Origin of the sequence: Yersinia alsatica, assembly GCF_902170305.1 — a bacterium.
Lineage (GTDB): Bacteria > Pseudomonadota > Gammaproteobacteria > Enterobacterales > Enterobacteriaceae > Yersinia > Yersinia alsatica.
Window position 1 is genome coordinate 33376 of the sequence record NZ_CABHWW010000015.1, and the last position, 16768, is coordinate 50143.

Here is a 16768-nt window from a genome sequence, read left to right on the forward strand (position 1 = left end):
AGATTACTTCTCACTGTCTACCAGGCCGCGTACAAACCAGCGCTGCATCAGAAGGACCACCGCGACCGGTGGAATTAACGTTAGGATCATCGCCGCCATCACCTGATTCCACTGTGTTGGCGCACCGGAGGTGGAAATCATGCTTCTTATCCCTGCTACCGCCGTCCCCATAGAGGCATCGCTGGTAATCAGAATTGGCCAGAGATATTGGTTCCAACCATAGATAAAAGTGATAACAAACAGCGCCGCCAAATTGGTTTTTGACAGCGGCAAAACGATGTCCCAGAAAAAGCGCATAGCACCAGCGCCATCAATACGGGCTGCTTCCAACAACTCATCCGGCAGAGTCATAAAGAATTGGCGGAATAAGAAAGTGGCGGTGGCGGATGCCATGAGTGGCAACGTCAAGCCGGTGTAGCTGTCTAGCATATTCAGGTTCGCAATCACCTGAATAGTCGGGAAAATTCGCACTTCTACCGGCAACATCAAGGTGAGGAAAATTAACCAGAAAAATAGATTTCGCAGCGGAAAACGGAAGTAAACGATGGCATAGGCCGATAGCATCGATACCGTGATTTTGCCGATGGTAATCGCCAAAGCCATCACAAAACTGTTAAACAGCATCAATCCAAAAGGGGCGCTGTTGTTGCCCACACCGGCGTGCCAAATATGGCTAATGTTCTGCCATAAATGAGGGCCAGGTATCAGAGTCATTGGCACCTGAAAAACCTGCGTGTCATCCAACGACGCCGCCACAAAAGCCACATACAGCGGGAACAGGATCAGCAGCACGCCGATAATCAGCATGACATGACAGAAAATATCCAGCCCGCGACGATTCTCAATCATTGGTAACGCACCTTACGCTCAACAAAACGGAACTGGATAACCGTCAGGCCAATCACCAGCAACATCAGCACCACCGACTGGGCAGCAGAACTGGATAAGTCCAGCCCGGCAAAACCTTCACGGTAAATTTTATAAATCAGAGTCGTAGTTGCCTGTACCGGGCCTCCCCCTGTCGCTGCATCAATGACCGGGAAAGTATCAAAGAAGGCATACACCAAATTCACCACCAGCAGGAAAAAACTCACCGGAGAAATCAGCGGCAACACTAAATTGAAGAAGCGACGCACTGGCCCAGCGCCATCAATAGCAGCGGCCTCGACCAAAGAGCGCGGGATGGATTGCAGTGCTGCGAGGAAAAATAAGAAGTTATAACTGATCTGCTTCCACACGGAAGCCAGCACCACCAGAAACATTGCCTGCCCGCTATTTTGAGCATGATTCCAGGTGTAACCCAGGGTGCCGAGGAAGTGAGTTATCAGTCCTAACCCTGGATTGAACAGAAAAATCCACAATACCGCCGCCACCGCAGGGGCCACAGCATAAGGTAAAATCATTAACGTCTGATAGATACGGCTGCCACGCAGGACGTAATCCACCATGGCCGCCAGAAATAGCGATACAACCAAACCGATCCCCGCCACCAAAGAGCTAAAAATCAGCGTGGTGTAAAAGGAAGCTAAATAGTATTCATCCTGAAATAGCTGAATAAAGTTACTCAGCCCGACAAATTGGCTAGAGAGGCCGAAGGGGTCCAGTGTTTGCACCGAATACCACAGTGCTTCACCGGCAGGCCATAGGAAGAAAACCGCGGTGATTGCCAGTTGGGGTAATACCAACAAATAAGGCAACCAACTACAGGAGAAACCGGGACGGGAAGATGACATAGAGTTAACCGTTTATCGAACTAAATGCTGATGACTGCACAACACTATTTGGCATTACAGGCACAGCCAGTTTGGCTGCGCAGACCGCAAGCCCAAACTGGCAAATAAAATAGCCAAATAACGTTATTTATTCGCTTGCTCGAAGCGACGTAGCAACACATCACCCCGCTTCACTGCGGTATCCAAAGCTTCCTGAGGTGTCTTCTTACCCGTCCACACCCCTTCCAGCTCTTCATCTACCACAGTACGAATCTGTGGCATATTGCCCAGACGCAAGCCTTTGGTATAAGGCAATGGTGGTTTATTCAGCATTTGACGAGTGGCAACATCAGCGCCCGGATTCTTATCATAGAAGCCTTGCTGTTTGGTCAACTCGTAAGCTGCAGTAGTAATCGGCAGGTAACCGGTTTTTTGGTGCCATTCAGCAGCAATTTCCGGTTGAGCCAGATATTGCAGGAATTCCGCCACGCCTTTATAGGTATCTTTGTCTTTGCCATCCATCACCCACAAACTTGCACCACCAATAATGGCGTTTTGTGGCGCATTTTTAGCATCTGCGTCGTAAGGCATCATGCCGACGCCATAGTTGAACTTGGCATAATGACGAATATCGGCCAGTGAACCAGAAGAGGCGGTGGTAATCGCACAGTCGCCATTATAGAACTTGGCGGTTGATTCATCTTTGCGGCCAAAATAGGTGAAATCACCTTTCTTGTTCATATCTGACAGCAACTGAATATGCTTAACCTGCAATGGCTTATTGAACTCCAGCACCGCATCGATGCCATCAAAACCATTATTGCGGCTGGCAATCGGCTGACCATGCCAGGCACTGAAGTTTTCAATTTGAATCCAACCCTGCCAGCCGCTGGCGTAACCACAGCTTGAGCCAGCAGCGCGTAACTTAGCAGTATCTTCCGCCAGTTCTTGCCAGGTTTTAGGCGGTTGGTCAGGGTTCAAGCCCGCTTTCTTGAAAGCATCTTTATTGTAATACAGCACCGGCGTGGAGCTATTAAATGGCTGCGATAATAAGTGCCCAGTTTTGGCATCAGTGTAATAACCTGCCACTGTTGGCACAAAGACGGATTCGTCAAAATTGATATCCGCATCTTTAAACACCTGGAATACCGGCTTGATAGCTTTACTGGCCATCATTGTCGCGGTACCGACTTCATAAACTTGTAAAATAGCGGGGGCTTTTCCTGAACGGAAAGCAGCAATACCTGCGGCCAAGCTCTGTTCGTAGTTACCTTTATAGACCGGTACAATCTTATAATCGGTATGTGACTGGTTAAAACGATCCGCTAATGAATCGACCTCTTTACCTAACTCCCCTTCCATTGAATGCCAGAAAGGAATCTCAGTGACAGCCATTGCATTGGCACTGAATGCCAAGGTAAGCGCGATACAAATCGACGTTTTACGAATAGTATTGTTAAACATATCTAGCCCCTGAATAAATCTGTATGGCTCACTTCAATGAATTGCTACTGGTGAGCGAAATAAATCAGTTTTTGTTCGAAAGCAAACATGACACCATTTCATGACAGAAATATAACCTTCACGTGACAGAAAAATGACAAAGAAATCAGAACAGAAACGAAATTAGCTTTTAATGCCACGACGAGTAACGAATATAATTAGTATTTCTGCTAAATTCATTGACAGCTAAAATAAGGTTTATCCAACGATATAATAAAAATTAAAGTATCAATTAGGAATTTATTTAATTACCCCAACCAATTTAATTTTCTTTCCTTAAATTGGTTGAATCATTATTGAACCACCTTTATCTGACATGTTACTGTCTCTTCGCCTTGTGAGGCTCGATATTAATAAGACTGTATTAACGCCCTCGTTATCGTCGATAATATAACCCACAAGAACCGCTAGAGGAAATAACGGCTATTCATTCTGAATAGAATTTTATACAAAGGACTATTAGGTATCCACGATGAAAAAGACTCTATTATCTATTATAACTATGGCAACATTAGTCGGTAGCATGGCTGCTTATGCTGCTCCGATAGAAAAAGAAATCCCCGTTTCAGTAACAATTAATGGTGTGATGAGCCTGACAGATGATAATGGTACTGATATTAATGCATTGACTTTAGATTATGATTCCATTGACAAAAAGCACACACTGGCACAGCCGATTAAAATAACAAGCAACACAGGAAATAAGGTTAATGTTGTAGTCAAAGAGGCGCTTGTTCTGGCAGAAAAAGATGATGCTAGCAAAGTGTTTAGTGGCGTAGAGGTGAAACTTGGGAATGAAGTATTAGCTGTCAATCAAATGAAAGATTTTAAATTAATTTCTTCTGTATTCGAGGCTGATCTAAGTATAACAGCGAAACAACCAGACGATGCTGTATCAGGTGAAGTTTACTCTGGAACTCTGAGTCTTAGTATCGAGGCTACGGCTTAATTACATATAGTACATATCAATTTAATTAACCTATACAGTCAGGAGGCTAACTTCCTGACTGCATTACCCTTTGACCTCAATATATAACATAGTAGTTTAATGAAAAACCGTTAACACAAATAAATATATTCGTCGGGGAAATATATCTTTATAAAAAATTAAATCATTAATAGTGGAATATAATTCAATGAAAAACACTATAATAGCCAGGCCGGCACTCTTATTTATTCTATTACTACAAACATCCAATTCAGTATATGCGCAAAATATCACTATTGAGCATTTAGTTCCTGCGGGTTTTTCAGCTATTGACGAGCATAAAACACTGCAATTACTTGGTATATTCGATGGTAAAACATTACCTGGCCCAATATTTTTCTCAGAAAAAAAGAATGAATTAAGCTTCGACCAGCAGCAATACCGTAATAACCACATTGATGAGCCTTCAATTGCATTATTAGAACAGATTTTACCTCAAATTCCTTATTTGCAATGTGAAAATGGCTGCGACTATATTTTGTCAAACCATCGCGTCATGTTGGATAAGGTGAATAACGTTGTCACTATCACCAATAACAATAGCCGCTATTTGATGCCGGTTACGACTTGGGGCTTAGTTCATAACCAATCTTTTGACGTACGTATGACCGCAAGAAACTACAGTGCCATGTCTGCCCGTGGGCAGGGTTATCTTGGGCTACCCCTGCAATCTTATGGTTTTGTGCAGTGGTTTTATAACAGCGTTCGCACCAAGAACCATTACCCGTTCGCAGGCCAATCACAGTACCAACAGCAAACTCAAATCGGGATGGGCAGTTGGTATCTACAAAAGAACTTCCAAGCCCTCTATTTACGGGCGGGTAAACAAAATAATCTCGATAACAGCGCGGGTAGTATTCATACCCTGATCAATCCAGCGTTAGACCAATTTATCACCTTAGGTAGCCAGAGCTATTTAGCACTGGATAAGCCCTCGGCGGGCAGCTTAGTGTTATATGCCACTGTTGATGGTGATTATGAAATCTACCGTGATAACCAATTGATCCGCCGTATTCCCGCACAATTGGGCCGCAACGAAATTGATTATAACCGGCTCCCCGGTGGTTACTACAATATTGATATTCGCCTTGTGGACCATACTGGTCGCGTTGTCAGTCAGGAAAGCCAAACCATCAGTAATATCGGCGCACAAACTAATCATGGTTGGTTCCTGACCATGGGTAAAAGTGCAAAAAGAGACAAAAATAAGCCCCACCATCTGGCACAATTTGGCCGCAGCATGGCCATACAAAACATTCAAACCAATATCTCGCTACTGGCTGATGATGCGCGCCACTGGGCAGCCGAAGGGAACATATCGCATCCATTAGGTATATCCTCTCTTAATATCACCCCCACTTTAGGTGTGATGTCTGGAGAGAAACGTAGTGGCGGTTATCTGCGCCTAAATGGCGGCAATTCTACTGTGGGATATCTATCTGTTGCGCGCTATCAAACGCCGGATATATCAATATACGCACCAAATTCCGGCAGTACTTCAGCTTCTTATAGCCGTCGCGTTGGACCAACACAACTCAGTTATCAATTCAATCAATATAAAAATAACCAGCAACACCGTATTCAAAGCAGTTGGAACTGGCGACGACCGCAATTTGGCTTAAATCTGTCCGTTGGCGCACAAAAAGGTGGGCAATGGCATAGCCAAAACAACTACGGGGTGTTTATAAATACCACGCTGTCTCTGCGTCAAAGTAGCGCCAGCATCAACAGCGCCTATACCCGACAACAACTAAGCACCAGCGCCAATTATCAAAAAGAATTTACCGATAACCATGGCACCAGTTCTTTGGGGATCAGTGGCAGCACCAGTGGGAAATCTAATGGCATCGGTACTTTTGCCCAACGTAGCGGCAGTCGTGGAGATATTTCGGCCCGAATGGGGGTAGATAACAAGATAGCCAACGGCGGTATTAGCTATAGCGGTATGGTAGCCATCAGCCCACAAGGGGCGGCGTTAGGACGCAGTAGCTATAGTGGCTCAGCATTGCTGATCAAAACACCTGAATTATCAGGTACTCCCTACAGCTTCAACGCAGAAGGGAATCCAATAACCGGCGGTGGCCTTTACGCCATACCTATTCCCCGCTATCAAGACCGTTTCTTTGTTCGGACACATAATAATCGCAGTGATCTGGATATGAATATTCAGTTACCGGTGAATATTGTCCGCGCACATCCAGGCCAGGTATTTGTTAGTAAAGCTGATATTACGCTAGACATTCTTTACAACGGTTTTCTTAAAGACTCACAGGGGCAACCTGTTAGTGGAACAATTAAAGAGACCAACGATACCGTGCACCCTAATGGGCTATTTGCCATTAATTCTAACGTCGTGCTGAAAAATATTACGGTCCAAAATGGTTCGGTCCGTTATCACTGCGATATGCAGCAGCAGCGTGACCATATTTACCTTTGTCACTCCAATTAATACCGACGGAAATAACCATGAAATATAATAAATTACTTATAAGTATTACCTTACTGCTGGCCTCTACCACGGCAACTCATGGGCAGTTAATGGCGATACCTATCCGCACGACGGTTGAAGCTATGGATCAACACCACACCGTGCAAGTCTCTAACAACGGTGATACGCCATTGTATTTGAATATCTCTCTACAGCAGGTAGAGAACCCGGGAATGACCCCAGAGAAAAAGACGCTAATCAGTGATATCGCTCAGCCTGAAATGATTTTTAATCCTAACCGGATCACATTAGGGCCGAAGCAAAAACGCGATATAAAGTTGCTCCCATTAAAGTCCCCGAAACAGGAAACCTTATACCGTTTGTATATCGATCCAGTCGTCGATATTAAAGCCGTGGGTGACGGAGATAAGGGCAAGATCCACACACCAATTGCTATCAGTGTTGGTTATGGCGTCCTTATCCACCATGTCCCTCCAGCCGCAGCCCATACTCGCCATTGGCAACATCAATGCCTACCAGATGGGCTAATGCTCCGTTCTACAGGTAGCGTCCACAGTAAGTTTGCGCAACTGAAATCATCGGATAACACCGCACTTGCAGACAGTCTGAATGTGTATCCGGGTACTCCAATCACCTTATCAGTCAAACAACTTAGCGGGCAGGCTGACAATGAAACCTTTACTCTTCATTGCAGCTAGCTGGCTGCCATTGAATGCTTTCGCAGTAATAGATATTCAGCCACATGTGTTGGAAATACAACAAACCAGTGCGGAGGTGAATGTTATCAACCACAGCTCAGTCACTGAGTACATCACAGTTCAGTTGTATCAGATTAATAACCCCGGAGTGCCACCAGACCAAGAATCATTAATCTCTGTTGGAGAGCAGCTGCAACCAGCGTTATTTGCCGTGCCATCCAAACTCACTCTCGGCCCCAAGCAGAGCGGTAGAATATTACTTAAAGCACTGCAATCGCCAGATAAAGAACAAATTTATCGGCTATCCGTCATGCCAGAAAAGAACCTACAAGTCAGCGGAGGCCATGGTGGTGCTGTCGGTGTGCAACTGAGTTATATGGGATTGGTCAGGCATCTACCTGCTTCATCACATCCCCAATGGGTACACCACTGCGTTGACGGAAAATTGAAATTACAAAATACCGGTAATACTCGCCTGCATTGGCAACAGTTGAAGACCCAACAGGGGGAAATAGATAATTTTAATCTTTATCCCGAAAAATACCGGCAACTAACCGTCAGCAATCTACAGGGAATAGTTGAAGATGAATTCTTCAGCTTACAGTGCCCTACTAGTTAAAGATTAAGGAGCATTATGAATATTATAAAAATATTGGCCATATTATTATTCATTCCATGGCAGGTTAATTCTGCTGGTACTGAAATTGAGCTTGGCCGTATTGATATCAAATTAGACGTCACCGCACTGCCCATCATTGAGGTTGAAAGACCACAAGGTGGCTGGTACGACAATATCAAACTGGATAATAGCCTGGATAATCCCAATATTTATCAATCTGACGTTCCTGTCACAGTAAAACTACGCAACCAAACGGGATTTCGAGTCTCAGTTAAAAATGAGCTAATACTCACTCGTCAGGCTAATAACGTTGGTGATCCCGAACGGACATTCTCACTTGCTCAAGTATATTGGGGCAAAGAACGCACCAATTTGCGGAAATTAACAGCTGCTCCGCAAACATTTACGGTGGATAAAAGTACATCTAGCTTGGTCAGCACTGACTATATATTGCGTATTTCAGCTTTGGCACCTAGTGAACCAAATAGTACAGGGAAGTATCACGGACAGCTGACATTAATCTTTGAAGTAAATAGCTGACAGACATGGAGAAATACTAAGTGAACATAAAATATAAAAAATTATTGATGGGGTTAATGCTATTAATACTGCAACCCACAGCTATCGCTAGCCCCCTTTTTTACAACGACTTTGTTCAACGCTATTCCAATTGTTCAGTAAAACTATCAGATGACTACAGTGTTAGCGTCTCTTTTAATGTAGAGATGGTGAGTAATCTATTTGCCGATGGCAATCGACATCAAAAAGTATGGGCAAAATTAGTAGGTGTCCCAAATCAAGAAGCAGAAGTAGGAGATGTTTACTTACATCCATACAAAGCCCTACTTTCACTCTATTTCTACAATGCTGATGGTTCACCCAATGTCAATATTGGTATTAAAGACCTAAATAGTATTTCGCTCAATGGCGCTACACCGGATAGTTCTAGTGATAATATTAAAGAAATTAAATTTAATCACGGTTTGGCGTTTAATGATAAAAATAAAAGCTATGAGGTGTCATTTACAGTTAATGCCAATGTGCTTAAATATATCCGAATCGGTGCAACCGTTGGAGGGCAGTTAGGAGTATTTACCGGTGAAATAGAGATGCCGACATACTCGCTACTTGCATCAAGAGGCGTTTCTTTTGGCCCAGCAGGTAAAAAATGCAAATTTTTTGATCCACAGGCTAATATCGCACCAGATGCATTTAAAGTGTCGCCCAATTTTCAGCTATCTTCCGCAGTATGGCAATTAAAATCTATCGATCTTGACTCTTTGTTAGAAAGAACCGCTGACAATAATGGTAGCTTACATCTTCAATTGGAAAATGCATCAGCAAATCGCTTCTGTATCAACTATCGCGCGATGGGGGTACAGAATAATAATTATATGATCAGTGCCAGCAATATAAATGCATTAGATAATAGTGGCCAATATTTTCAATTAAAAGAAAAGGAAGGTAATAATCTGATTAACTATAACGTAAGATTCGTAAGTGATGAGAACCCTAGCAAAAAATTTGTATTGCCAAAAGATAAAAAATTTATTCAGTTAATAGCAAATAATTACGCGGATAAACAAGAAATGTGCTGGTCGCCCGAAATATATCTTTACCGTACCGATTCCATGGATAAAGGCAGCTACAGCGATACACTGACTTTCACTATCACCCCTGAATCATAGAGTTGATTAAATAATAGAATAAGGCCCACAAGTGGGCCTTAAAAAATCATCTATGAGACTTAACCGCCCAAATAAGCTGAGCGCACTGCCTCATTCGCCAGCAAGGCCGCCCCGGTGTCTTCCAGAACAATACGACCATTCTCAAGAACATAACCACGATCAGCCAATTTCAGTGCCTGATTGGCATTCTGTTCAACCAAGAAGATAGTCATACCCTCCTCTCTTAGCTGTTGAATAGTATCGAATATTTGCAGAATAATAATCGGTGCCAGCCCCAGTGACGGCTCATCCAGCAACAATAATTTAGGCTGGCTCATCAGCGCACGACCAATCGCCAACATTTGTTGTTCACCACCAGACATCGTCCCCGCCCGTTGAACACGCCGTTCAAACAGCCGTGGGAACAAGTCGTAAACCCGCTCGATACGTTGCTGATATTGTTGGCGATCAGCAAAGAAGCCGCCCATTGCCAAATTCTCTTCAACAGTCATACGGGAGAAGACCCGACGCCCTTCTGGCACAATCGCAATCGCCTCACGCATAATGCGCGCAGTTTGCCAGGCGGTAATATCTTGCTCACCAAAAACAATGCTGCCCTCGGTAGCTCGAGGTTCGCCACACAATGTCCCCAACAAGGTGGTTTTACCCGCCCCATTGGCGCCAATCAGTGTAACGATCTCGCCTTGTTGAATATGCAGGCTAACTTGGTGCAAAGCCTGAATTTTGCCGTAATGGGCTGAAACTTTATTAAATGACAACATGTTATGTTTATGCCTCGCCCATGTTTTATTCGCCCAAATAGGCGCGGATCACATCCGGGTTATTACGAATTTCGGCTGGTGTACCATGAGCCAGCGGGGTCCCCTGATTGACCACATAAATACGATCAGAAATCCCCATCACCAGTTTCATGTCATGCTCAATGAGCAATACCGACACTTGATGCTGGTCACGCAGTTCCATAATTAACTGATTCAGTTCATCAGTCTCTTTCGGATTCAAACCCGCAGCCGGTTCATCTAACATCAATAATTCAGGGCGGGTTACCATGCAGCGTGCTATTTCTAAACGCCGTTGCTGACCATAAGCCAGATTCCCTGCCTGACGATTAGCCAAATCTAATAACCCAACACGCTCCAGCCAAGTTGCCGCACGTTCCAATGCATCGGCCTCTGCCCGGCGAAAGCCGGGAGTTTTCAACAAGCCAGCAAATACACCGCTTTTAAGATGCTGATGCTGTGCTACCAGCAAGTTCTCCACTACCGTCATTTCACGGAATAATCGCACGTGTTGAAAAGTACGAATGACGCCCATGCGAGCAATCATCTGGCCGGGTAACCCTTCAAGATGACGATCTCGCAACTTAATGGTGCCACCAGTCGGGCGATAAAAACCAGTTAAGCAGTTAAAAATAGTGGTTTTACCCGCCCCATTTGGGCCAATCAGCGAAACAATTTCCCCTTGATTAAGGGTCAGACCAACATTGTTCACCGCCAACAATCCACCAAAACGCATCGACAGCCCTTCAACAGCTAACAAAGGTTGCGTACTCATGCTTGTTCCCCCTGTTTAGCTTTGATATCTGCCACTTTAAGCTTCAGCTGTGGCCGTTTCATTGGCAGCAACCCTTGCGGACGCCAAATCATCATCAATACCATCAATGCACCTAACAGCAACATACTGTACGCATTGAGATCGCGCATTAATTCACGCGAAACCACCAGCAACACAGCAGCCAGAATGACCGCGAACTGCGACCCCATTCCGCCTAATACTACAATCGCTAGCACGAAAGCTGATTCAACAAAGGTGAAAGATTCTGGGCTGACAAATCCTTGACGGGCGGCAAATAACGTACCGGCAAAACCGGCAAAGGCGGCACTGATGGTAAACGCTGTTAGCTTGATTTTGGTTGGGCTGAGGCCCAATGAACGGCAGGCTATTTCATCTTCGCGCAGTGCTTCCCATGCCCGACCTAGCGGCATACGCAATAACCGGTTAATCACGAACAGTGTCAAAATCACTAATAACAGTGCGACCATATACAGGAAAATGATGCGGTCACTCGGGTCATAATTCAGGCCAAAGAAATTGTGGAAGGTATCCCAACCGCCGTCTTTCGCTGTGCGGCTAAATTCCAGGCCAAACAGGGTTGGCTTAGGGATTTGGCTAATACCATTAGGACCGCCGGTAAACTCGGTATTATTGAGCAGCAAAATACGCACAATCTCACCGAAACCCAATGTCACGATCGCCAAATAATCTCCGCGCAGACGCAGAACCGGGAATCCCAGTAGAAATCCTGACAGGGCCGCGACAATACCTGCCAGAGGTAAGCTTTCCCAGAAACCTAAACCATAATAGTGATTTAGCAGAGCATAGGTATAGGCACCAATAGCATAAAAACCGCCATAGCCGAGCACCAGCAAGCCGGATAACCCAACCACGACATTCAGCCCCAAGCCCAACATGACATAGATAAGTGTCAATGTTGCGATATCAACTGAACCGCGAGAAACCAAAAATGGCCAAGCTACCGCGGCGACAATAATTGCGGCAGCTAATAGTTTTTGCCGTGGTGTAGTGCCATCAAAGCTAGGTAACACCCAGGCTGGGCCAGAGACTTTTTTAATGCCTTGCTGAATATATGGGCGCACCAATTGGAAGAAGAAAACCACGATGCAAGCCGCGCCAATCCACAACCAACGGACTTCTGAAGCGCCTTGTACGATAAGTTTGGTGCCGTCTAATTGCAGCTGCAAGCCCATCACAAATGAGGCGAGGACCAGTAACACAAAGCTGGAAAGAATGGCGTTAAGGAAATTGAGTTGTTTCATACTTTTTCAACCTCCGGACGGCCTAAGATCCCGGTCGGCATCACTAGCAAGACGACAATCAACAGCGCAAATGAAACTGCATCTTTGTATTCGGTACTGAGATAAGCAGAGGTTAATGCTTCAGCTACCCCTAGAATCAAGCCACCAATCATCGCCCCCGGAATGCTGCCAATGCCACCCAATACTGCGGCGGTGAAGGCTTTCATGCCGGCCATAAAGCCAATGTATGGGTTAATCACACCATAAAACTGACCCAATAAAACCCCGGCAACAGCAGCCATCAGCGCGCCGATAACAAAAGTCAGCGAAATAACCCGGTCAGTATTAATGCCCAGTAAACTGGCCATTTTTAAGTCTTCAGCACAGGCACGACATGCTCGCCCCATGCGGGAATAACGAATAAACAGTGTCAATGCCAACATGGCCAGGAAGGTGACAATCCAAATAGTCATCTGCATGGTGCTGATCGTTGCGGCAAAACCATTGGTTTCTGCCAGAGTCCACTGCCCCGTCACCAAACTGGGTAATGCCAGATCACGGGAACCTTGGTTCAAGCTGACATAGTTTTGTAGGAAGATAGACATCCCGATCGCAGAGATCAGTGCAATCAAACGCTTAGAGCTACGAACCGGCTTATACGCCACCCGTTCAATACTCCAGCCATAGGCACTGGCGATCACAATCGAGACAAGAAAAGCGGAGCCGATCAATAACCAGCTGGCATCGATCCCTATCATCATCAATGCGGCGATCACGATAAATGAGACGTAGCTGCTGATCATATACACTTCGCCGTGAGCAAAGTTGATCATGCCGATAATGCCGTACACCATGGTATAACCAATGGCGATCAGCGCATAAGTGCTGCCCAACGTAACACCGTTGAACATCTGCTGCAGAAAATAGAGAAACTGCTCTGACATACCCTAACCCTTTGATTCACTTGCTTGGCTGCCCTAGCCAACTGCGCCGAATCTACTGTGTGCAGAGTGGAAAAATCCCCCCGTAATCTGGGGGGATGCAGTTGGTAAAAGGGGCCGGATTGCTGCGACAGCAACCCTACAACTTGATGATTCTAATATTATTGTTATTTGACTGCGGTAGACGAGCCATCCGCATGCCATTCAAAAATACCGAACTCAAACCCTTTCAGATCGCCTTTTTCATCCCAGCTCAATGGCCCCATCACGGTTTCAACCGGCTTACCGGTTTTCAGATCTTTGACCAAATCAGCAGGTTCCTGGCTGCCACTCCGCTCCATCGCTGTAGTCAGTGATTGCAGCGCAGCATAGGTTGTCCAAACGAACGGGCCAGTTGGATCCAGTTTCTTCGCTTTCAATGCCTCAACGATAGGTTGGTTAGCAGGAACCTGGTCATAACGTTTCGGTAATGTCACCAGCATGCCTTCAGAAGCATCACCGGCGATATTAGACAGTGAGGAGTTACCAACGCCCTCTGGGCCCATGAAGCGGGCTGTCAGACCAGCTTGCTTAGCCTGACGCAGGATTTGCCCCATCTCTGGGTAGTAACCGCCGAAATAAACAAAATCGACGTTCTCTTTCTTCAGACGAGCAACCAGAGTAGAGAAATCTTTATCACCCGCAGTCACACCCTCAAACAGCACAGGCTCTGTGCCCTGCTTTTTCAGGCTGTCACGTACTGAGCGCGCCAAACCTTCACCATATTGCTGTTTATCATGCACAACCGCGATACGTTTAGGTTTGATAGTCTCAAGAATATATTTCGCCGCAGTTGGGCCTTGGTCAGAGTCTAGACCGGTGGTGCGCATAATCATTTTGTAACCACGGGTGGTCAGATCCGCGTTAGTTGCCGCTGGGGTGATCATGATCAGGCCTTCATCTTCATAAATATCTGAAGCAGGCTGAGTTGAGGAGGAGCACAGGTGGCCGATAACATAGCGGATGCCATCGTTAATCACTTTGTTAGCAACAGCCACTGCTTGTTTAGGGTCGCAGGCATCATCGTATTCCACGCCAACCAGTTTATCGCCTTTAATTCCACCTTTGGCATTGATATCAGCAATAGCCTGACGTGCGCCGGTAAATTCCATGTCACCATATTGGGCAACCGGACCGGACATAGCGCCAACAATGGCAACTTTAATGTCTTTCGCCAGCACAGAATGGCTCATCGCCATTGCTATACACCCAGCCAGCAACACTTTACCTTTTGTTAATTTCATCCGCGAATACCCCATCTGTCGTTGTGAACGTGCTTGTTGTGTTTGTCTTAACGTTTTTTATCGTGCTTTAACGTTTTATTCATAAGTAATAATGATTTAGTCTCAAAAGCCATGCATTTTTCTAATAAGACTTTATTTTTCATGTCATTAAACAGGAGTTTTATGCTGTAAATCAACTGAGACAAGCAGAAACAAGCGGTGTAAACAGCATAAAATTAGGATTAAATTGAATGGGTTTCGCACAAATGCTAGTGAGTTGTGCTGGATATGTGATCATTTAGTCTACTAAAACTCGGAAAATGCAGTATCGAAAAAACATTTTCCCCCGTAAACGTACAGAAAAACTTACACAACGCTCTGACCTGTGATCTAGTACAATAAACCACAGCCCCATAACCCTTATCTCTTTGTGGTCTAGCGACGATGAAACTGACTATTGAACGATTAACAACCCTTACTCATCAGGACCTTATCGATTTAGCTAAAATTTGGCCTGAGCAACAACCAGCCCTCTGGCAACAATGGATTGACGATGGTAAGCCCCTCTTCGCCGCACGTTTTAATGAGCGTCTGTTAGGTGCAGTTAAAATCAGGGTGGATGGTGAACAAGCCGAACTTCAGGATTTGTGGATCAGAGAGGTGACGCGTCGTCGCGGAGTGGGGTTATATCTGATTGAAGAAACATTGCGTCAGCTACCAGTAATCAAGCACTGGTATTTAAGTGATGAGCAAGTCACTGCCGAAAACCGTGCAGCAATGGATGGCTTTATGCACGCCAACGGTTTTATCCGCAGTACGCAAGGCTGGCAGCGGCAGTCATAAGGATAGCGCCGGTGCTACGGTATCAATAGCCAGCGTAAATATAAGAAAAGCAAAAGGGCGATATTAATATCGCCCTTTTTGTCGTATTGCCGCATCGTGATTGCCGTATTAGGCTTCGATTGCCATACGTAATTTTTTCATCGCGTTCTTTTCAAGCTGACGAACACGTTCCGCAGATACGCCATACTGATCAGCCAGCTCCTGCAACGTAGACTTATTGTCATCGTCCAGCCAACGAGCACGAATAATATGCTGGCTCCGCTCGTCCAATCCTTCCAACGCATAAGACAGTTTATCTGCCGCGTGGTTATCCCAGTTGTCCTCTTCGATGCCATCAGCAAAGTCAGAGGTTTTATCCTGTAAATACAGGACTGGGGCCATAGATTGGCCGTCACGTGCTTCGTCATCTGGAGATGGGTCGAAAGTCATATCCTGAGCGGACATGCGTGATTCCATCTCACGAACATCTTTACTGGTCACACCCAGTTCTTTGGCAACCAGCTCTACTTCATCCTGATTAAACCAGCCCAGACGCTGCTTGGTTTTACGCAGGTTAAAGAACAACTTACGCTGAGCTTTTGTGGTCGCGACTTTAACAATTCGCCAGTTACGCAGAACATATTCGTGAATTTCTGCTTTGATCCAGTGTACTGCGAAGGACACCAGACGTACCCCTACCTCAGGGTTAAAACGGCGAACCGCTTTCATCAAGCCAATATTACCTTCCTGGATAAGGTCGGCTTGTGGCAAACCATACCCAGAATAGTTGCGGGCAACATGAGCGACAAAGCGCAGGTGAGACAGGATAAGCTGTTTAGCCGCTCCCAGATCGCCCTGGTAATGCAGCCGTTCAGCCAGCTCCCGCTCTTCCTCTGCAGTCAGCATCGGATAGGCATTGGCAGCCCGAATATAGGCTTCCAGACTACCTTGGGGTACTAAGGCTAAAGTTTGCATTTCTTTGGTCATTCAAAACCCTCTCATTGCATCTATAGGTATAGTGCGGTTTTATCTCAGCGCCGATATTTTAGCATCTGCTTAGACAGATTCAAGCGCTGGGCGCTATATCATTTCACTGTGTTCTTCGACTGGTTATTGCCAAAAAAGTTCAAACTAGATCACATTTCTCAACTGTAGATCCTAGCAGATAACCCGGAGTGTGTCAGGGGAGAGTCAGCGGAATTAACGAGTAAACAACGACTCTTTCCCTGCCTTAATCCGAGCACTGCAGGGAAAGAGTATAACAAACATT

General features: G+C 45.4%; 16 protein-coding genes. 7 read left to right on the top strand and 9 right to left on the bottom strand.

The features are described from left to right. Window positions 1-3: 3 nt before the first annotated feature. From ugpE to ugpB, 3 genes are all read right to left on the bottom strand, one after another. Window positions 4-849, bottom strand: coding sequence for a sn-glycerol-3-phosphate ABC transporter permease UgpE (gene ugpE, locus FTA96_RS10920; protein ID WP_050109758.1), 846 nt, complete (start codon window positions 847-849; stop codon window positions 4-6). Continuing rightward, window positions 846-1733: a sn-glycerol-3-phosphate ABC transporter permease UgpA gene (gene ugpA, locus FTA96_RS10925; protein WP_050109757.1), complete on the bottom strand. Its 888-nt coding sequence runs from the start codon at window positions 1731-1733 to the stop codon at window positions 846-848. The genes ugpE and ugpA overlap by 4 nt, the downstream gene beginning before the upstream one ends. 123 nt (window positions 1734-1856) lie before the next feature. After that, the gene (ugpB, locus tag FTA96_RS10930) at window positions 1857-3176 is read right to left on the bottom strand and encodes a sn-glycerol-3-phosphate ABC transporter substrate-binding protein UgpB (RefSeq protein WP_050123878.1); all 1320 of its coding nucleotides are present in this window, start codon (window positions 3174-3176) and stop codon (window positions 1857-1859) included. A gap of 511 nt (window positions 3177-3687) precedes the next feature. Here ugpB and FTA96_RS10935 point away from each other — a divergent pair. The 6 genes from FTA96_RS10935 to FTA96_RS10960 all read left to right on the top strand — a co-directional run bounded on the left by FTA96_RS10935 (window position 3688) and on the right by FTA96_RS10960 (window position 9657). Next, the gene (locus FTA96_RS10935) at window positions 3688-4164 is read left to right on the top strand and encodes a CS1 type fimbrial major subunit (RefSeq protein ID WP_050109753.1); all 477 of its coding nucleotides are present in this window, start codon (window positions 3688-3690) and stop codon (window positions 4162-4164) included. 187 nt (window positions 4165-4351) lie between these two features. Then, the gene (locus tag FTA96_RS10940) at window positions 4352-6652 is read left to right on the top strand and encodes a TcfC E-set like domain-containing protein (protein WP_235897478.1); all 2301 of its coding nucleotides are present in this window, start codon (window positions 4352-4354) and stop codon (window positions 6650-6652) included. Window positions 6653-6669: 17 nt separating this feature from the next. Then, window positions 6670-7350 carry a fimbrial biogenesis chaperone gene (locus FTA96_RS10945; protein ID WP_145573822.1) on the top strand — a complete coding sequence of 227 codons (681 nt, stop codon included), beginning with the start codon at window positions 6670-6672 and terminating at the stop codon, window positions 7348-7350. Continuing rightward, complete coding sequence (locus FTA96_RS10950) at window positions 7322-7969, top strand: hypothetical protein (protein ID WP_050109749.1); 648 nt, start codon at window positions 7322-7324, stop codon at window positions 7967-7969. The genes FTA96_RS10945 and FTA96_RS10950 overlap by 29 nt, the downstream gene beginning before the upstream one ends. Before the next feature lie 15 nt (window positions 7970-7984). After that, window positions 7985-8509: a fimbrial protein gene (locus FTA96_RS10955; RefSeq protein WP_145573825.1), complete on the top strand. Its 525-nt coding sequence runs from the start codon at window positions 7985-7987 to the stop codon at window positions 8507-8509. A 20-nt stretch (window positions 8510-8529) separates the two neighbouring features. Next, window positions 8530-9657: a hypothetical protein gene (locus tag FTA96_RS10960; RefSeq protein ID WP_145573828.1), complete on the top strand. Its 1128-nt coding sequence runs from the start codon at window positions 8530-8532 to the stop codon at window positions 9655-9657. A 59-nt stretch (window positions 9658-9716) separates the two neighbouring features. On the opposite strand, the gene livF is transcribed toward FTA96_RS10960, so the two are convergent. The 5 genes from livF to FTA96_RS10985 form a co-directional block, all read right to left on the bottom strand. Further along, on the bottom strand, window positions 9717-10418 hold the full coding sequence (livF, locus tag FTA96_RS10965; protein WP_050109743.1) for a high-affinity branched-chain amino acid ABC transporter ATP-binding protein LivF: 702 nt from the start codon (window positions 10416-10418) through the stop codon (window positions 9717-9719). Window positions 10419-10443: 25 nt separating this feature from the next. Continuing rightward, window positions 10444-11211: a high-affinity branched-chain amino acid ABC transporter ATP-binding protein LivG gene (livG, locus tag FTA96_RS10970; protein WP_050123884.1), complete on the bottom strand. Its 768-nt coding sequence runs from the start codon at window positions 11209-11211 to the stop codon at window positions 10444-10446. Beyond that, a complete protein-coding gene (locus FTA96_RS10975; protein WP_050123885.1) occupies window positions 11208-12494 on the bottom strand; it encodes a high-affinity branched-chain amino acid ABC transporter permease LivM in 1287 nt (428 codons plus the stop codon). The genes livG and FTA96_RS10975 overlap by 4 nt, the downstream gene beginning before the upstream one ends. Next, window positions 12491-13417, bottom strand: a complete 927-nt coding sequence (gene livH / locus FTA96_RS10980) for a high-affinity branched-chain amino acid ABC transporter permease LivH (protein WP_145532708.1) — start codon at window positions 13415-13417, stop codon at window positions 12491-12493. Before livH ends, FTA96_RS10975 begins: the two co-directional genes overlap by 4 nt. Window positions 13418-13581: 164 nt before the next feature. Continuing rightward, window positions 13582-14697, bottom strand: coding sequence for a branched-chain amino acid ABC transporter substrate-binding protein (locus FTA96_RS10985; protein ID WP_050109735.1), 1116 nt, complete (start codon window positions 14695-14697; stop codon window positions 13582-13584). Window positions 14698-15120: 423 nt separating this feature from the next. On the opposite strand from FTA96_RS10985, the gene panM reads away from it, so the two are divergent. Beyond that, a complete protein-coding gene (panM, locus tag FTA96_RS10990; protein WP_050147093.1) occupies window positions 15121-15519 on the top strand; it encodes an aspartate 1-decarboxylase autocleavage activator PanM in 399 nt (132 codons plus the stop codon). A gap of 108 nt (window positions 15520-15627) precedes the next feature. Here panM and rpoH read toward each other — a convergent pair whose 3' ends face one another. Beyond that, window positions 15628-16485, bottom strand: coding sequence for an RNA polymerase sigma factor RpoH (rpoH, locus tag FTA96_RS10995; protein ID WP_004391342.1), 858 nt, complete (start codon window positions 16483-16485; stop codon window positions 15628-15630). Between the last annotated feature and the right edge of the window lie 283 nt (window positions 16486-16768).